Here is a 17,348-nt window from a genome sequence, read left to right on the forward strand (position 1 = left end):
ACCCCAACACCCGGAGCAGTGGAATCCGGCGCCATCCCGAGGCGACGCTCGGGTCTTCGGCCTCCACAGCCTCAGCCCACGGCACGAAAACGGTCCACCGACGCCGTCGGCGGACCGTCACGAAACTTCGAGGCTAGGGCACCGGGCCAGTGCGCAGGGCCATGCTGACGGTGCTGTCGACATCCGCCACCGTGTCGCCGCCGGGGGTCTGGGCGAATACCCATGCGCCCGGGTAGTCGGACCCGGTGAACGTCGGCCTTAGGCCAGCATCGACTATCCAATGGCTGGCCGCATCCGAGCTCAGCCCTATGACGTCAGGCACCATCGTGCGTCCCGCTGGCGGGGAAATGCCGATGGTCACCCTAGGGGTGTATTCGCCAAACCATCCGATCCACTCCTCGACCATGCGCCACTGGAACTCGTAATATCCCGGCACCTGCGGGGCGATGATGTCGAACGAAAAGTCCACCGTCGCGCCGGGCGCCGCTTCCGTGGGTACGTCTCGCCTGTTCAGCCCCCACACGTTGTTGTCCTGTGGGCGCTGCGAACCGAGACGGAACGGGTTCTGTGATGCCCTCCACGTGGAAATACCACTGTTCTGCATCGTCACGGTGACCTGCTGTGACTCACCTGCCCTCATGGTTTTGGGCACGGCCTGCGCGATAAACATCGCGTCGTTCGGTGTAGTCAGGTTCCAGCGGGCCGATAGTCCGTTCTCGAAGGTTCGCGCGGCGAAGTTGTTCGACATCTTCGCGTAGACATGCCGCCACTGCGGATACTGCGGATACTGCGGATGGACTCGCCCGGCGCCTTGGATGCCAAGATCGATAAGTTGGCCCCAGTGCGGGAGCGCTCCCCAATCCATGCCCAACCGGTAGAGCTCAGTCATCAGTTGGAGGTCGCCCGGGACTCCCTGGATCATCGTGATCTCCACCGCGCAGGTGGTGGGCCACTGCTGCATACCGAGGGCGGCGCGGGTCGCTGCGGTGAATCGCAGGGAGACATAGCCAGTCAAGAACGTTGCCGTGGCGCCGTTGATGACCTCCATAGCGCTAGTTACAAACCGGCTGATCAAGTCCATCGATGGGAAGAACAGTTCGATGGAGTACCCGGGCTGGGTCGCTGGAATGGGATTCGAGTAGCCGATGTCCATCACCGAGTAGCTGGTGCCCCTCCACTCCCCAGCCGGCCAGAATGCTCGCAGGAGGTTATCGTAATGCGCGACTAGCACGGGACGCTGATCCGGGGTGTAGGTGAGGATTCCGTGGACTATCATTGCCAGGCGCTGCTCGTTGGGCAGCCCGCCGTTTTTGAAGACGTCATGGTAGTGGAGTATGAGCTTCGCGGGTTTGCTGAGATCGTTGATCATGCGTCTGACTGCGGCCTCAACGTTTCCCTGCGGGCGCTCAGCCTGCTTGGTGACGGCCTCTTCGTATCGTGTCGTCACGAGGCATAGATTGTTGCCGCTGCTGGCGTCGGGATAGGGGCTCACGAGCACCTGTAGAAAGCGGTTCTTCGTATTGGCCAGCTCGGCGGCGGCACTGTCCCGGAATGCTTGCCACGTCGTTTCGGTCGTCGTTTCCACAAGGTCGTATTTCGGGCGAACCTGCAACACCAGCGCGTAGATGACACCCATGCAGCCGAGCGAGACCAGGCATGCATTGAATGTCTCGTCGTCGTAGACGATATTCTCAGCGGCGACATCCGGCACGACATGTGCCTGTAGCCGGGCCGGATCCGTGATGCCGGACGATGGTTCGATCCAGTACTGGACACCGCCAGCACCGACCATGTGCATGGCGAGAACGCTGTCGGCAAGGGGTGGCATGAATTTGTCGCCGCCATGCGTTCCTGTACTGACCGCGCCAGCCAGGGTTTGTCCGCTGGCGCCGCCCATCGTCTCCAGCGCGAAACCCTCCCGGTCCAGGCTGGTGTAGAGGTCTCGGACAGTGATCCCCGCTTCCACGTGGTAGAGCAGCGACGACTGGCCCGGTCGTAGCGCGCGCTTCACCGTTTGTAGTGGCTGATTAAGCCGCCTGGTGTCCAGAACGTAGTCAAAACTGAACGCGCAGTCCGAGAAAGACCACTTGCTACCGAAGGCGTGAACGTGCTTGCCAGTCATTTCGGCTTCCCGAACGACGGCCACGACGCCAGCGAGAGTCTGCGGCGTGCAGGTCGAGTAGGGTACGAGACTCTGCGTCGCGGGGTAGTTGTCCCACTCCACGCCAGCCCGGCAGTGGCTGGTGTCAGGTGCGGCCACTGCGACCTGTCCAGTGACCGAGCTACCCGAGGAGCTCGTTGCGGTCGCCTTGACCTGGTGCTCACCGGGGCTGCTCAGGCGCACGGTGGCCCTGAAAGCGAAGGCACCAGGAAATTGCGGAGGGAGGTGCGACAGGAGCGCGGTCACCAGCGGCTGTGTGTCCACTTGCACGGTCACGGACCTGAGGGAGTCCGGCTCGGCGCCGACGGCTGTCCCGCTCACCATGAAGTCAACACCGACAGGGATTTCCTCGTCCGGCGATGGGGTATCTATTTGCATACTCAGGCCTTGGTTGAGCGTCATGGCGTACTCCCGTTGGAGATCGCATGTCGTTTGGCGTTCTGGTCGCCGTGGGACGGGCTGAGTAGCAGGGGCGCTTCCGCCATCGTCTGAACGAAGCGAGGTGAAGCGGAATGGCCCGTGCACGATCCGTCAGCGGGACATCGACTGATGAGCTTGCAGCGCGATACGAAGTCGGGCCTGCGCGTCCACCATCCGGCCGTGCTGGCCCTGCTGGAGCGCTTCGACTCGCCGCCATCTGCAAAGCCGGCAGACGCCAGCTCCTCAACCTGCTCAGACCGCTGGCGCCCCGCATGGCAGAACGCCTCGTCCAGGACATCTGCACCGCGCTCGACGAACAGACCGTGGTAGTGCGCTGCACCGTCATTACCACACTATCGGACCTTCCCTCGACCGCCAGCTCGCCGCCATCCTGGACCAGCGCCGCGCCCTGGAAGCCCAGATCAAGACCCTGCTGTTTGAGCCGTTGGCGCATGCCCTCGCGGTGCTTGGGCTCGGTCCCGGCATCCAGGATCTAGCCTCGCGCTTTCGCGACTGCGGGTGTCCGATGCTTGATCAAATAAGTGAGGAGCGCATCTGGCCTGGGACGATGGGACTTGTCTAGGGTCCATGTCGTCGTCAGGAAAGCTGCACTCCTCAGGTGAAGAAGACTACCGGGTCGTACCCCCGTGTCCGTGTCGAGGGCGATGCCCGGGGAGTGGTTTCTCAGACCGGCTCCGTGCTGCTGGCGGAGACGGTCCGCAAGACCGGGCTGGACAGCGCGATATCAGCGGCGTTGGCGCCATGGCGCAAGCAGCGGGCCGTGCACGATCCGGGCAAGATCCTTCTGGATGTGGCGCTCGCGGTGGCGCTGGGCGGGGACTGTCTGTCCGGTGTCGCCATGCTGCGGGCCGAGCCGGCAGTGTTCGGGCCGGTGGCCTCCGACCCGACCATCTCCCGTCTGGTCGACACGCTTGCCGGCAGCGGGAAGCACGTGCTGGCCGCGATCCGCCGGGCCCGCGCCCAGGTCCGCGAACATGTCTGGGCGTTGGCCGGGGAAGCCGCCCCCAACCAGGGCGGACAGGTGATCGTGGACCTGGACGGGGTGCTGGTGATCGCGCACTCGGACAAGCAGGACGCCGCGGCGACCTGGAAGCGGACGTTCGGCCACCATCCGATCATGGGGTTCGTCGACCACGGGGCGGGCGGCACCGGTGAGCCGGTGGCGGGCCTGCTCAGAGCGGGGAACGCCGGCAGCAACACCGCCGCCGACCACATCACCGCCACCCAACTGGCCTTGGCTCAGCTCCCGAAGAGGTTCCGGCGCGGGCGCCGCACACTGATCCGCACCGACTCCGGCGGCGGTACCCACGAGTTCGTCAACTGGCTCGCGGCGCGGGGCCGGTGGCTGTCGTACTCGGTCGGCATGACCATCACCGACACCATTCACCAGACCGTGCTGCAGGTCCCGGCATCGGCCTGGACCCCGGCTGTCGAGCCCGGCGGCGAGGTCCGCGACGGCGCCTGGGTGGCCGAGATCGGCGGGGACTGCCTGAAAGGGTGGCCGAAGGGGATGCGGCTGATCGTCCGCAAGGAACGCCCGCACCCCGGAGCCCAACTCCGCTTCACCGACGCCGACGGCATGCGCCTGACCTGCTTCGCCACCAATACCCCCGGCACCGCGATCGCCGGGCTCGAACTGCGCCACCGCCAGCGCGCCCGCTGCGAGGACCGCATCCGGGACGCCCGCTCCACCGGCCTGCGCAACCTCCCGCTCCACGGCCTCGCCCAGAACCAGATCTGGCTGGAGATCGTCCAGCTCGCCCTGGACCTGCTGGCCTGGATGCCGATGCTCGCCCTGACCGGCAAGACTCGCCGCTGGGAACCCAAGCAGCTTCGCTTCCGCCTGTTCTCAGCCGCCGCGCAACTCGTCACCACCGGCCGCCGCCGCTACCTCCGCCTCGCGGCGCACTGGCCCTGGACCGACGTGATCACCGCAGCGGCCGACCGGCTCCAGCCCTGCCGAACCCCGGCTGACCAGCACTTTCGAGTCCCTGCGGACAGCATCACCCCACCGGAGCAGTGGAACCCGGCGCCCACCCGACGCGACAGCCGGGCCACCACCATTCTCACGACCAGCCCGCGACAGAGAAACGGCCCGCCGGAGAAACCGACGGACCGTCATGCAAGATCGAGGTTAGCGGGTGATTGGCCCACAGCTCATACTGCTGCTGAAACGCATCCGGAATACCAGACCTGAAGTCGGACGACCGCACACCCGACCCGAGTGCTCTTGCCGGGGACAAGGCATATAGCTCGCGCAGGCACCGAGGCTTTTCAGCCAGTCGAAATGCGGTCGACCTTGAGCAATCTCTTGCAGATTATGATCAGTTTGGACCGCCTGCTCCTATCGCCACCCCTAGACAGGTCCACGGCGCTGAATGTGGCCTACCCTGGGATCTCGGGAACGAGCAATCGCCATGCTCTCAGGGGGGCGTGTGCAAGATCCTTCAGCGGCAAGTGATCAACATTTACCTCGTCGCGAGCCGGACGGGGACGTGTCCTCAGCGGCGCCTACCGATCCTCAACCTGCTGCAGCGGGGCCGGACGCCTCTCCCAACAATCCGCCTGCCCCTCCCAACGAGCCGGTTCCGGTAGGTGATCGAAGCGCGCCTCGTCGCGAGCCGGACCGGGACGTGTCCTCAGCGGCGCCTACCGATCCTCAACCTGCTGCAGCGGGGCCGGACGCCTCTCCCAACAATCCGCCTGCCCCTCCCAACGAGCCGGTTCCGGTAGCAAGGGGCGCGGTGAAGCTGTGGCTGGCTGGCGTATCCGCAGCCGTGGCGGGGACAGTCATCGCAGCTCTGCTGGGTGGCTGGTTTACAAACAGCGCACCAGACCTAATCGACCGGGGTATCGGGGCACCACCGCTGAAAATCTTGCACGTGACCACCAGCATCGATGAAGGTCCGGTTGCGATGAGGTCGGCCGTAACCGCTGTCGATGAAAGAGCGGTGCTGGCGAATGCCGCTTCCGAGGAGGAGTGGATGGACTTTCTGGGAAAAAAGCGAGCCGCTCCGGTAAACCAGGTGACGATCAGTGCGGTTTTGGAGGGGGGACGCAGCAAGGTGCGCGTGGTGGATATGCGGCCCCGCATTCGCGAAAAGCGTGAAAAATGGACCGGAGCCTACTTTACTCCAGCAACAGCCGGAGAGGTCGAAACAATTCCACTCACAGCCGATCTGGATCGGCGACGCCCCGCCTTCTCCACGACAGGTAAAACGAGTGAAAATTACTTTCGCCAACGCCAGATCGAATTGTCACGTGGTGAAATCACAACCATCTCCATGACCTTAACGGCCCAGAAGGCGTCGTATGAATTTGACATTCTTGTAACTGTAATGGCCGACGATAAGGCTAAAGAGGTAATTATCCACCCGGAAGGAGAGAGTGCATTTCGCCTGACCGGCCGTGAGAGTAAGGCAAGTAACTACCGGCAGGTTTTTGAAGAAGTTGGTGGCGCCTGGGTCCAGGCGCCACCGGGTCAATGGTGTGTAAAGTTATCACTCCTGAAGAATTGCTCGTAATGACTCGTTGGATAGGCGCTTGGGCGTTACTCATATCCTTGGCCCTGCTGTCCTGGGCATTGCAAGGAGATCTCTCTACTGCGCATCGTCAGATCATTCCTGGCTTGCGTGAGGCATGGCATATAACGGTGAAGCACGAGAAAGTCGCTCCAATCCATGCATCGAATGGATACCTTGTGACTCCCAGTCCGCGCGGGAGAGGTCTGACAATACGCAAGCTTGAGACAGGCCGACAAGCGGCGGAGATCCACCCGGATGGCGATCAGCAAGAATCAGAAGCCGAGCAGGTAGGAATCGTGGGCTCGACACTGGTCGTGTCGTGGAAGGCCCATGACCTTATTGTTCTAAGCGGTTACGAGGTAGGAACCGGTAAGAGAGTCTGGCAGAGAAGCATTCGACACAATCAAGGACTAACGCCAGCCATAGCCCTCACGAATCAGGCCGTAATTTTCTACGGCTCATTTCCAGTGGAAGCGTTCGCTTACGAAGTGCATACGGGAGCTCCCTTGTGGAGCCTGCGGGTGCCACGGAGCGGTGCGTCGACCTCCGCCAAGTTCGCGCATGGCGATCGAACCTTCTTTGTCCTCACGTGGGACCGGAAACTGCGAGGCATTGCGACACTGAATGCAGTGGATGCCGTTCATGGCACCACGCGCTGGCATCGCCAAGTGCGCACGTCAACCGATCCGACCGATTATGACCCTCTTGGAGATCAGAACTCCCTGGACCTGGTGGCATCACGCGCCGGAGACGTTGCTGTGAATCTCACGGGGGCGCATCACTTGTACTCTGCAACGGGGCGCCAAATAGGATCCGGAGCGGGTATGGTTTGGACACTCTTGCGGCAGGGCACTATCCTCTATGCGAAAATGTGGGATCTAAGCCTTGATGAATACGACCCCCATCCGCTGCTTGCGATCAATACCGCCAGCGGGGAAACTATATGGACCAAGGAGACTTATGCGCGCTCATTGGAGCCGTGGGGAAGTTATTTGATTGGTCAGGCTGACCAGGACTGGCCCATGCCGGCATTCGTAGAGCAGATCGCGACCCAAGATGGTCAGAATTCGCAAATCCCTTTGCCTGGAAGCCTTTTCCATACAGATCTGATCGGGGTCGACGGTGAGTATCTAGTTACGCAGGAATCAGTGGAATACAAGTACCGCCCAAACGGAACTGACGAGAACGTAAGTGTTATCACCGCTTACCGCGCCACTCCTCCACGAGAAAGCCGATATCCTGCACTGGCGGGGTTGCGGCCGACTAGCTGGCCCGACGCGTGCAGCTTACTGCCAGCAGGGGACCTTTCCCGTAAGGTTGACTACAAATCGGTTCCCCGTCACCGAAGCGTGTTTGGGGTCGAACTCCCCCACCCTGCGACTTGTACCTATGTCCCTACCCAGGGTGTCGGGCCATTGATTCGCCTGTCGATCGAATGGGTTGCACCGACGGAGAGAGGGGCTGAGCAAATGATGCGCTCGCGTACTGCTCTGGCCCGGAGTCAGGGGGGAGAGATAAAGAAGCTCTCCTCAAATCGCATCGCTTACACGGAGCAACTGCCAAGTGGTGATGTTTATCCAGTCTACGTTCGCCTCGGTACCGCTGTCTTGCGTGTCACTACGACACCGACCGATCACGCTCTCACCGAGGACGCCGCCGCAACTGTTGCGAATGGAGCTCGCTGAAAGGCACGCTGGGCAGGGCTTCGGCATAGTCACATGATGTCCTGTTCGTGATCACGCGAGTCGCAGGAGGACGAGCGGGCGTTGGGCGTCGCGGGTGTTGCGGCGCAGGCCAGCCGCGATGTTGGTGACGCCGGTCAGTCGCAGTGCTCCGACGGCCAGGTTGCGCCAGGTCGCCATCGCGCGGGGTGCGTTGCCGGTGCGCAGTTGGGAGGCGTCCTCGGTGAAGGTGGTGTCCCGGATGTGGTGCAGGGCTTCCACCTTCCAGTGGTCACGCACGAGGGACGCGAGTTGCGCGGGTGTGGCCTGCTCGGCGGTGAGGCTGGTGACGGCGTAGACGGTCTTCACGGTGGTCTTGCCGGTGGTGTGGTCGGTGCGGCGGCGCTTGATCTGGAGGGCTTGGCGGGCGCCGGGGAAGAGCAGGTTGTTCACGGTGCACGCCTTGATCCGGCGGATCTCGGAGCGTCCGTGGCCGGCGCTGCGAGTGCGTCCCTGAAGCGGGATCTGTTTCCAGGGCAGGCACTTCAGTTGCCCGCGCAGCTTCTTCTGATTGCCCTTGACGATCACGATGTAGTGCGCGTTGCGGTCCAGGAGGTAGGTGGCGTGCTCGCGCTGGGTGTGCAGCGCGTCGCTGGTGACCACGGTGTCGGCCAGGTCGGGGATGCCTTCCAGCAGCGGCTGAAAGCAGGTGATCTCGTTCGTCTTCTCGTGTACGTCCAGCTGGGCCAGGACCAGGCCGATGGTGTGGTCGAGGGCGGCGAGCAGGTGGATCTTCCGGCCGTGTGCCTTCGCGGCTCCGCGCAGGCTCTTGCCGTCCACCGCCAGTGCGCGCAGCCCGCCCGCGGTGGGCGGGCGGTGGTCGGCGAGCCAGCGGCCCACAGCCCGGTCCAGGGCGTCGCCGTCGATCCGGGCCAGGAGCCTGCGCACCGTCGATTCCGCAGGCAGCAGCCGTTTGGGGAAGAGCGGATCGGGAGATGCGCCGATGGCCTGGAGCACCGGCGGCGGCGCGTCGGCGATCCATTCGCCGACCGCCAGCAGCGACCTTGCCCCGGCCAGGACCGCGCACGCGGTGAGGGCGAGCACGACGACCAAGGCGTGCTGTACCCCGCGCGGATCACGCGGGTCGGGCACCTCAGCCAGCCGCTCCAGCAGGCCCGGCACTTCTGCGGGTGCGAGCCGTGACTGATCGCGGAGTTGGTCAAGAGCGGGTGGGATCGGCGATGATGCGTCGGCAGGCACGGACTTCCACTCGGATCACGGGGTGTAGAGAACTCCATGATCTTGGGAGCCCGTGCTTGTCACGTTCCCGGATGACCGCCGGGCTGGCGGATCGTCACGAACCGTGAGACTCCTGCAACGACGCTGAAGCCTGTCGTGAGCCTTCCTAGGGCAATCGCCTGAGCCACAGCACGGCAAGGCCGTAGGCGACAGCCGACACAGCAAATCCCGCGAGGAACGTAGCCGTGTACGCCCAGTCGGGCAGCGCCTGCCTGAAGAACCCGAACGTGACGTCGCGAGCGATGAAGAATGCTGCGACGGCGGCGAACGTCGCACCCGCTGACTGCTTGGTCCACCCTGCCGTCTTTGAGGCGACGCGGCCATCTGGGCGGGGGGCAAGAGGTTCTGTCACCCGTCACTTGTACCGGTCCCGACGCGACTCATCAATGGCAGCCGGTCCACGCCCGCACGCGGCAGGGCTTCGACGTAGTTACATGATCACGAACCGGACATCATGCGACTACGCCGAGGCCCTGGTCCGGGCCATGCCGCCCTTCCAACGCGTCCGCTACGACATCCAGTGCGAGTCGATGCGCACCGGCCACATCTACGGCATCTTCCTCGACCGTTGCTCGCTCCTGGCAGCCTCCGAAGTGGTGCTCTCCCAGTGCGAGCTGGAGTACCTCCGCTCGCGCAGCGTCCCCGGCCATGACCAGGACGAGGTCCTGCACGAAATGGAACGCATCAACGACTGGCTCCGCGGCCAGCTCTCCTCCCGCGGGTGGGCGACCGAGCACACCTATTACTCGAAGCGCAGCTTCCTGCGTCACGCCGTCGATCTCCGCCCGGAACTGGCCCCTGCGATGGCCACGCCCACGCCTGGCAATCCCCCACAGGAGGTACGGGAACCCACACGAGTGATCGAACACAGCGTCACTGCAGACCGCCCCCGGCCGCGCACGGAGAGGCCCGAATATTCGAAATTAGGTTCTAGATTTCGCCCTCGCGCACCCGTGACGGCGACAGGAAACCCCCCGTTACCCGATCACCTGTCCGCATCTCGCCCCGAGGAGCCCCCATGCATCCCGTACGCCGCCCTGCGCTCGTTCATCCTGCGTTCGAAAGCACCGCTGCCTCCTCGGACACCACCGCCCGCCCTGCCGCTGGCAGCACCGTCTTCCTCGCCAACGGGGCACGACCGGATACGAGGTACCTGGCATGACGGACTCCACACGCCTCCCGGAGCCCCTCGCCTCCTGGGTGGAACCGGTCCTGGGCCCCCTGAAGGCCGTGCAGGACACCTCGCGCCCCCGGGAGAACTCCCAGGTGTGGAAGGTGACCGGACGCACCGGCGAACACTACGTGAAGGTGGCGCCCCAGCCGGTCCTGTATACCCGGGAGACCCGCGCCTACCGCGAAGCCGTCCCTCATCTCGGTCACGGCAACGCCCCCGCCCTGAAAGACAACTCCTCCGACCTGCTCGCCCTGATCCTCACCGCGGTGGACGGCGAACCGCTGAAGGGAGAGGAGTCGCTCGCGCGCCGCCGCGCCGCCCACCGGCAAGACGGCCAGCTCCTGCGCCGCTTTCACGAGGCTCTGCCCGGCCACCAGGCGCAGGACGAGGCCGCGCACGTTGTCGAGAGCGCACAGTCCGGGCTGGACAAGCACATCGCGGAGGCCAGTGACCAACTGTCCACCGCCGAAGCCGACACGCTGCGCCGCCTCGTGAGCACGCTGCCGGGCCTCGGCCCCCTTCCCGCCGGGTGGCGCCACGGGGACTTCTGGGAGCACAACCTGCTGTGGAACGGCCGCCGCTGCGCGCTGATCGACTTCGAGCGCAGCGAACCGGGCCCGCTGGTCTCCGACTTCGTCAAGCTCGCCACCTCCCTATGGCCGGACCACCCTGAGCTGCGCACCGCCCTGTTCGAGGGGTATGGCCGGTCTCTGTCCGATGCCGAGGAGTGCGCGCTCGTGGCGTTCGCCGCAGCCGACGCGGCCAGTGCTCTCGCGTACGGCCCCCGGTACGGCGACGCACTCGTGACCGCGCACGGCCGGGCCACCGTCAAGCGACTGATGCAGGAGGGACGGCGTTGAGCAAAGCTCCTCACCCGCTGATCGCGGACGTGGCCCAGATCCTGCTCCAGGCGAACGGCGCCGTCCTGTGCGTGCGCCGCAAACCCAACACGGACCTGGCACCGGGACAGCTCACCGTTGTCGGAGGCCATTTGGAGAGAAGCGAACCGCTGGACCGCGTGGCACGGCGCGAAGCGAAGGAAGAGACCGGCGTCCGCATCAGCGCCGACCAGCAAGAGTTCGGCGGCCTCGTCCACCACCACAAGCCTGAGGGCATGGACCGGATCACCGCCGTGTTCGTGGCCCAGTCCTGGACCGGCGCACCGCACAACGCCGAGCCGGACAAGCACGAAAGGCTGTTCTGGGTGCCGATGGAGAAACCCCCGCCGGACTGCCACCCGTACACCGTCGCCATCTTCCACATGCTCACCCACGGCCCGTCGTACCGGGCACTGAACTGGCCCACCTCGGGAGGCGCCCGGTGAAGAGGTTCTTCGGACCGGTGAAGATGGCCGAACCCCAGGTCTCTGACGCCGAACAGGAGCTGTTCGGCGGACCGCTGCGCTATGACATGGGCTGGTCCCACCACGAGCACGCGGGCCTGGACCTGACCATGATGTCCGCGCTGCGCTCCATGCCGGCCCTCGTCGGCGCCACCCTGCGCATGGCGTGGAGCGCCGACCGGCGGGCGCTGCTCGCCGTGGCGGTCAGCGAGATCGGCCAGGGCATCGCCTCGGCTGTCGGCCTGCTCGCCATCAACGCCGTCATGCATGCCCTGCTCGCCGGGAGCGGCGACGCCGCCCAGCGGCTGCACGCGCTGCTGCCCGGCCTGCTGGCCGCCGCCGCCATCGGTGTGGTCAACTCCGCCCTCTCCGCGTGGTCGACCTCCCGCGCCGGGCGCCTGGAGCCGATGGTCGAGCGGATCGCCACCACCCAGTACCTGGCCGCCGCCGCAAGTGTCGAGTTGGAAGCCATCGACGACCCCGACTTCCGGCGGCTCGTCGACGTTGCCCAGTACGGTCCGGGCTCCGCCCGCCGCATGATCGGTGCCTGCGTCGCCGCGCTGAACGGCCTCATCTCCCTGATCGCCACCGCCGGCGTCCTCGCCGTCCTCCACCCCGTCCTGCTGCCCATGCTGATCCTCATCGCCGCCCCGCGCGGCTGGGGCGCCATGCGCGTGGCCCAGGAGCGGTACGTGTCGGTGATGAGCTGGATCGAGCATGTGCGGGCCAGCCGACTCATCGGCAACCTGCTCACCGAGCGCAGCGCCGCCCAGGAGGTCCGCCTTCACGCCGTCGGCGCCTTCCTCCTCAGCCGCTACCAGCGCATGGCCGAGAGCGCCGAGGCCGAACAGGAACGCCTCGCCTCCAGCAAGGCCCTGACGGAGTGGGTCGCCTCCGCGCTGTCCGGCCTAGCCATGGCCGCGACATACGGGGCCATGTTCTGGCTGATCCTGGCCGGTCACATGAGCCTCGCCATCGCCGGCACCGCCGTGATCGCGGTGCGGACCGGATCGGCGAGCCTGGGCGCGCTGGTGATGAACATCAATCAGTTGCACGAGGAGTCCCTGTACGTCCGCGACCACGGCCGGTTCCTGGCCCAGGCAGCACAGCGCACCATCCCCGAGGGCGGCAATCCGGTCCCCGAAGAGATCAAGGAGATCGTGCTCGACCGCGTCACCTACCGCTACCCAGACCGTGACACAGCTGCCCTGGACCAGGTGTCGCTCACCCTGCCGATGGGCTCGGTCACCGCCGTGGTGGGCGAGAACGGCTCCGGCAAAAGCACACTGATGAAGATCCTGTCGGGCATGCTGCTGCCCCAGGCCGGCACTCTGCGCTGGGGTGAGGCAGACATCAGCGACCTCGACCGCTCCCAGGTCTTCGAGCGCGTCTCCCTGCTCACCCAGGATTTCCAGCGCTGGCCCGTGACCGCCGCGCTGAACATCCGCCTCGGCCGCCCCGCCCACGCCGCCACACCGCAGGATCTGCAGCCCTCCGTCGACTATGCCGGAGCAGGCCCAGTCATCGCCAAACTCCCCGACGGCCTGCGGAGTCTGCTGGCCCGCATGTTCCGCGGCGCCATCGAACTGTCCGGCGGGGAATGGCAGAAAGTGGGTCTCGCCCGCACGCACTGGCGTAGCTCAACATCGCAGGCGGACAGCGTCCTCATCGTCGACGAGCCCACCTCTGCCCTCGACCCCGAAGCCGAGATCGAAGCCTTCGACCGTATCCGCCGTCTCGCCGCTCCGAACAGGGCCGTCGTCCTGGTCACTCACCGCATGTCCGGCGTCCGCCACGCCGACCGCATCTACGTCCTCACTCACGGGCGCCTCGCCGAACACGGCACCCACGAAGAACTCATCGCCGCACAGGGGCGGTACGCCGCCATGTTCGACGCGCAGGCCGCCCAGTACGCCCCCAACGCCAGCATCCCGAACCCCGCCGCACCCACCGTCGCGGATCCCGCATGACCCGCTCAACCGAAAGGCCCGCCGTGACGACACCTCCCACCACCGGCCTCGACGAGGCGGGCGCACTGCGCCACCAGCTGGCCGACCAGCTCGCCGACGCCGGCCACATCCGCACCCCCGCGGTCGACAAGGCCCTGCGCACCGTGCCCCGGCACGCCTTCGCCCCCGAAATACCTCCCCAGAAGGCGTACGCGAACGACATCGTCGCCACCTGCCACAGCGACGACGGCCGCATCACCAGCTCCATCTCGGCCCCCTGGCTGCAGGCCGACATGCTGGAAGCCGCCCGCCTCCAGCCCGGCCACCGCGTCCTGGAGATCGGCTCCGGCGGCTACAACGCCGCCCTGATCGCCGAACTCGTCGGCCGCACTGGCGGCGTCACCACCCTCGACATCGACCCGGCCGTCACCGACCGCGCCACCCGCTACCTGGCCCAGACCGGATACGACCGCGTCCGCGTGGTCACCGCCGACGCCGAGCACCTGCCCGTCAGCATCGTGCCGGACGGCGGCTTCGACACCATCCTGGTCACCGTCGACGCCTGGGACCTCCCCTGGATCGACGCCCTCGCCGACGGCGGACGCCTCGTCGCGCCCCTGCGCCTGCACCAGTACACCTGGGCCATCGGCTTCACCAAGCACGACGGGGCCCTCCACAGCGACGAGCCGCTCATCGTCTGCGGATTCGTCGCCATGCAGGAAGCCGGCGCATGGGACGCGAGCCGGCGCACCGTCCCGGGCACCGGCGTCCACCTGTCCTGGGAGGACGGCACCCCACTGCCCGTCGACCAGCTCGCACCGGCCCTCGCCCGCGAGCCGTTCGTGGCGCACAGCCACGTCACCGTCGGCGGCCAGGAGCCCTTCGACGCCCTCACCCTCTACCTGGCAGGCGCCCTGCCCGGCTTCTGCCGCCTGTCGGTGGACCCCGACGGCGACAACGCGGTCCTGAACCCGCCACCCGAGCACTGGCCCGGTGCCGCGATCGTACGCGGCGCCTCCCTCGCGCGGCTGGCCACCGAGCGCATCTCCGACGGAGACGACGGCAACGGCGTGTACGAGCTGGTCGTCCACGGCTACGGTCCCCACGGCCACCTGGCCGCCCAGGAGATGGCCGAACAGGTCCAGCACTGGCAGCGCGTTCACCGCGCCGCACTCTGTCCGCGGATCACCATCCACCCCCTGGCCGACGACGGTCCCGCGCCCGCGACCGACGATCCCCACGTCTTCGTCAAGAAGCACACCCGCGTCACGATCGACTGGCCGATCATTCCCGGCACGGCGGCCCTGCTCACCGACGACAAAGGCCGCTACCTGCTCCACCTGCGCTCGGCGAACAAACCAATCTGGCGCCCTGGGCAGTGGGCCCTGCTCGGCGGCAACACCGAAAAGGGCGAGACCTGCGACCAGGCCATCGTGCGCGAACTCGACGAGGAGATCGGGCTCGCCATCCCGGACCTGACCGGCTTCGTCACGCTGGACACGCTGAGCGCAAACCGGTCATTCAAGGACCGCGTGCGCGTCTACCACGGCACGCTGAACACCCCCGTGCACGAGATCGAACTGCGCGAGGGCATCCAACTGCGCTGGACTCGCATCGAGGAAACAGCGGAGATGACCATGGACCCCGGCACCGCCGCGGTCCTCCACGCACACCGCAACGCGCACCAGCCCCGTGGCCGCCGCGGCGGAACGCTTCCCGTGGTGGAGGTCCGCGAGCCCCGCGATCACCGCAGCCGCAGCCGCAGCCGCAGCCGCAGCCGCAGGCGCAGCGTCATCGGCACCCACCTCGTCCTCATCCGGGACGGGGCCGTCCTCTTGGGCAAACGCCACCCGAGCAGCGCCTTCGCCCCGTCGACCTGGCACCTGCCCGCCGGCCACCGCGAAGACATGGAATCCGCCGTCACCTGCATGGTCCGGGAAGCGCAGGAAGAGGCCGGACTCCGCATCGCTGAGCGTGACTTGTCGCTCGTCCACGTCCTGGACCTGCTCGACCCCGGGAGCACGATCCCGCGTGTGGGGTTGTTCTTCGCTCCCTCCCACTGGGAGGGCGAGCCCCTCGTACGCGAACCGGAGTACTGCGCCGAATGGCGCTGGTGGCCGCTGGACGCGTTGCCCGAGCCCATCGTGGCGTACACGCGCGTTGCGTTGGAGGCCATCTCCCGCGGCACGCTCTACACCCCCATGGGCTGGTCCTGACGGGGCCGCACGCAACCGACCGGCCCAGGCGGCTACCAGCGGGCTCCGCTGCCCTGCCGTCGCCAGTACCGCTACCAAGAAGGGTGTGATTCCGCACATGTTCACCACGCAGGACGAATGGGACCGCGGCTACACCCAAGGCCGCCGCTACCGGCCACTCACCGACACCGAACGCTCGCTGCTCGCCACGCATCTGCCGCCTGCTGCCGGGGGACGGGCTCTCGATGTGGGATGCGGCACCGGCGAACTCGCCGCACACCTGTCCTCATCCGGCTACACCGTGGACGCCATCGACTGGTCCGAGACCGCCCTCGCCGAAGCCGGCACCCGCCACGGCGACGCCGCTCGCTGGCTCCGTCTCGACGTCGAGGGGGACGACGGGGCATCGCTGCACGCCGACGGCTACGACCTGATCACCCTGCGGTTCGTCGCTCCGTTCCTCAGCTCCCGCGACCGCACCCTGGACGCGCTGGGCGACCGACTACGGCCGGGCGGCGCCCTCGTGCTCATCACCCCGCTCTCCGCCGACACACCGGCCGAACGACGCGGTATCGCCCTGGACGAGAACGAACTCGCACGCCTGCAGAACCGGTGGGCGGCTGCGGAGCGGCACGATGCCGACGGGTTGGTCTTCCTCGTCCTGCGGGGGCCGCGCCAGGACGAGGCCGCACCGCACATCGCAGCGCAGCGCACGCCGTCGAGTGCCCACAACGGGGAAAGTGCCTCCCGGCGCGAACATCACTTCCACCTCTTGGGGCGCTACTACCGGCAGGTGGAGTCGGGACACAAGACGATCGAGGTCCGCGTCGCCACCCGCGAGAAGGCGGCCGTCGAAGTCGGGGACGCCATCGTCTTCCACGACCGGGACAGCAACCGGGAACTCGACATCATCGTGAAGCGGATCACCACGTACGCCTCGTTCGATGACCTGCTCAGCGCGGAGGACCCCGCCCGCATCGAGCCGGACGGTCGGCGCGAGGAACTGCTAGTCAACCTCCGCAGCATCTACCCGCCAGCCAAGGAGGCGCTCGGCCCCATCGCCTTCGAGTTCGACCACCGTCCCGCACGGCCCGGCCGCCTCATGCCGATGACACCCTCGCAGTACGCGCAGACCGTCCCCCATCACACCGTGTACGGCTGCCTGTACGTCCGTGACGAGCACGATCGGCCGGTACAGCTGCGCTCGGTCTACGGATCCCGGCTCTGGCAGTTCCCGGGCGGCAACCTCGACGCGCAAGGAGAGGACCCACTCCAGACCGCCCGGCGCGAAGCCGTAGAAGAGACCGGCCTCGAACTCGGCCTGGAGACGCCGAGGCTGCTCCTGACGCACTTCCTGCACGCCGGGCCCCGGATGCCCTTGAACAAGGTGGGTCTCATCTTCGAGGGAGGCCGGCTCAGCGCGGACCAGCTCCGCCGGATCCGCCTCGATCCCGCGGAGCACGACATGTGGGCCGTCCACGACCTCACCTGCTGGCAGGAGTTGATGGCGCCTCGGGCCTTCGCCCGTCTCGACGCCGTCGAGCGGGCCCGGCGCGGCGAAGGCCCGGCCTACCTCATCACGCACACCTGACCGCGTCGCGC

General features: G+C 66.5%; 8 protein-coding genes and 2 pseudogenes. 8 read left to right on the plus strand and 2 right to left on the minus strand.

Going from position 1 to position 17,348, the window contains the following annotated elements; translation table 11 throughout:
• Window positions 1-133: 133 nt before the first annotated feature.
• Complete coding sequence (locus tag ACFZDJ_RS51105) at window positions 134-2,563, minus strand: FAD-binding protein (RefSeq protein ID WP_391069852.1); 2,430 nt, start codon at window positions 2,561-2,563, stop codon at window positions 134-136.
• A gap of 637 nt (window positions 2,564-3,200) precedes the next feature.
• On the opposite strand from ACFZDJ_RS51105, the pseudogene ACFZDJ_RS51110 reads away from it, so the two are divergent.
• From ACFZDJ_RS51110 to ACFZDJ_RS51120, 3 genes and pseudogenes are all read left to right on the plus strand, one after another.
• A pseudogene (locus tag ACFZDJ_RS51110) lies at window positions 3,201-4,574 on the plus strand (IS1380 family transposase); the annotation flags it as partial.
• 910 nt (window positions 4,575-5,484) lie between these two features.
• A complete protein-coding gene (locus tag ACFZDJ_RS51115) occupies window positions 5,485-6,126 on the plus strand; it encodes a hypothetical protein (RefSeq protein WP_391069854.1) in 642 nt (213 codons plus the stop codon).
• 38 nt (window positions 6,127-6,164) lie between these two features.
• Complete coding sequence (locus tag ACFZDJ_RS51120) at window positions 6,165-7,811, plus strand: PQQ-binding-like beta-propeller repeat protein (RefSeq protein ID WP_391069856.1); 1,647 nt, start codon at window positions 6,165-6,167, stop codon at window positions 7,809-7,811.
• A 210-nt stretch (window positions 7,812-8,021) separates the two neighbouring features.
• Here ACFZDJ_RS51120 and ACFZDJ_RS51125 read toward each other — a convergent pair.
• A pseudogene (locus tag ACFZDJ_RS51125) lies at window positions 8,022-9,047 on the minus strand (ISAs1 family transposase); the annotation flags it as partial.
• Window positions 9,048-10,244: 1,197 nt separating this feature from the next.
• Between ACFZDJ_RS51125 and ACFZDJ_RS51130 the strand changes: the two are divergent.
• The 5 genes from ACFZDJ_RS51130 (at window position 10,245) to ACFZDJ_RS51150 (ending at window position 17,337) form a co-directional block, all read left to right on the plus strand.
• Window positions 10,245-11,120, plus strand: a complete 876-nt coding sequence (locus ACFZDJ_RS51130; protein WP_391069858.1) for a phosphotransferase — start codon at window positions 10,245-10,247, stop codon at window positions 11,118-11,120.
• Window positions 11,117-11,584, plus strand: coding sequence for an NUDIX domain-containing protein (locus tag ACFZDJ_RS51135; RefSeq protein ID WP_391069860.1), 468 nt, complete (start codon window positions 11,117-11,119; stop codon window positions 11,582-11,584). Before ACFZDJ_RS51130 ends, ACFZDJ_RS51135 begins: the two co-directional genes overlap by 4 nt.
• Window positions 11,581-13,572 carry an ATP-binding cassette domain-containing protein gene (locus tag ACFZDJ_RS51140; protein WP_391069862.1) on the plus strand — a complete coding sequence of 664 codons (1,992 nt, stop codon included), beginning with the start codon at window positions 11,581-11,583 and terminating at the stop codon, window positions 13,570-13,572. Before ACFZDJ_RS51135 ends, ACFZDJ_RS51140 begins: the two co-directional genes overlap by 4 nt.
• On the plus strand, window positions 13,569-15,767 hold the full coding sequence (fxlM, locus tag ACFZDJ_RS51145; RefSeq protein ID WP_391069864.1) for a methyltransferase, FxLD system: 2,199 nt from the start codon (window positions 13,569-13,571) through the stop codon (window positions 15,765-15,767). Before ACFZDJ_RS51140 ends, fxlM begins: the two co-directional genes overlap by 4 nt.
• Window positions 15,768-15,864: 97 nt before the next feature.
• Window positions 15,865-17,337 (plus strand): methyltransferase domain-containing protein, encoded by a 1,473-nt coding sequence (locus ACFZDJ_RS51150; protein WP_391069866.1) that lies wholly within the window; start codon window positions 15,865-15,867, stop codon window positions 17,335-17,337.
• Window positions 17,338-17,348: the final 11 nt, after the last annotated feature.

The sequence above is a fragment of the Streptomyces sp. NPDC007896 genome, assembly GCF_042959425.1.
Lineage (GTDB): Bacteria > Actinomycetota > Actinomycetes > Streptomycetales > Streptomycetaceae > Streptomyces.

What these genes read in the sequence shown, in the direction of transcription:
- ACFZDJ_RS51105 (WP_391069852.1), bottom strand. Translation starts at nt 2,563, where the DNA reads ATGACGCTCAACCAAGGCCTGAGTATGCAAATAGATACCCCATCGCCG.
- ACFZDJ_RS51130 (WP_391069858.1), top strand. Translation starts at nt 10,245, where the DNA reads ATGACGGACTCCACACGCCTCCCGGAGCCCCTCGCCTCCTGGGTGGAA.
- fxlM (WP_391069864.1), top strand. Translation starts at nt 13,569, where the DNA reads ATGACCCGCTCAACCGAAAGGCCCGCCGTGACGACACCTCCCACCACC.
- ACFZDJ_RS51150 (WP_391069866.1), top strand. Translation starts at nt 15,865, where the DNA reads ATGTTCACCACGCAGGACGAATGGGACCGCGGCTACACCCAAGGCCGC.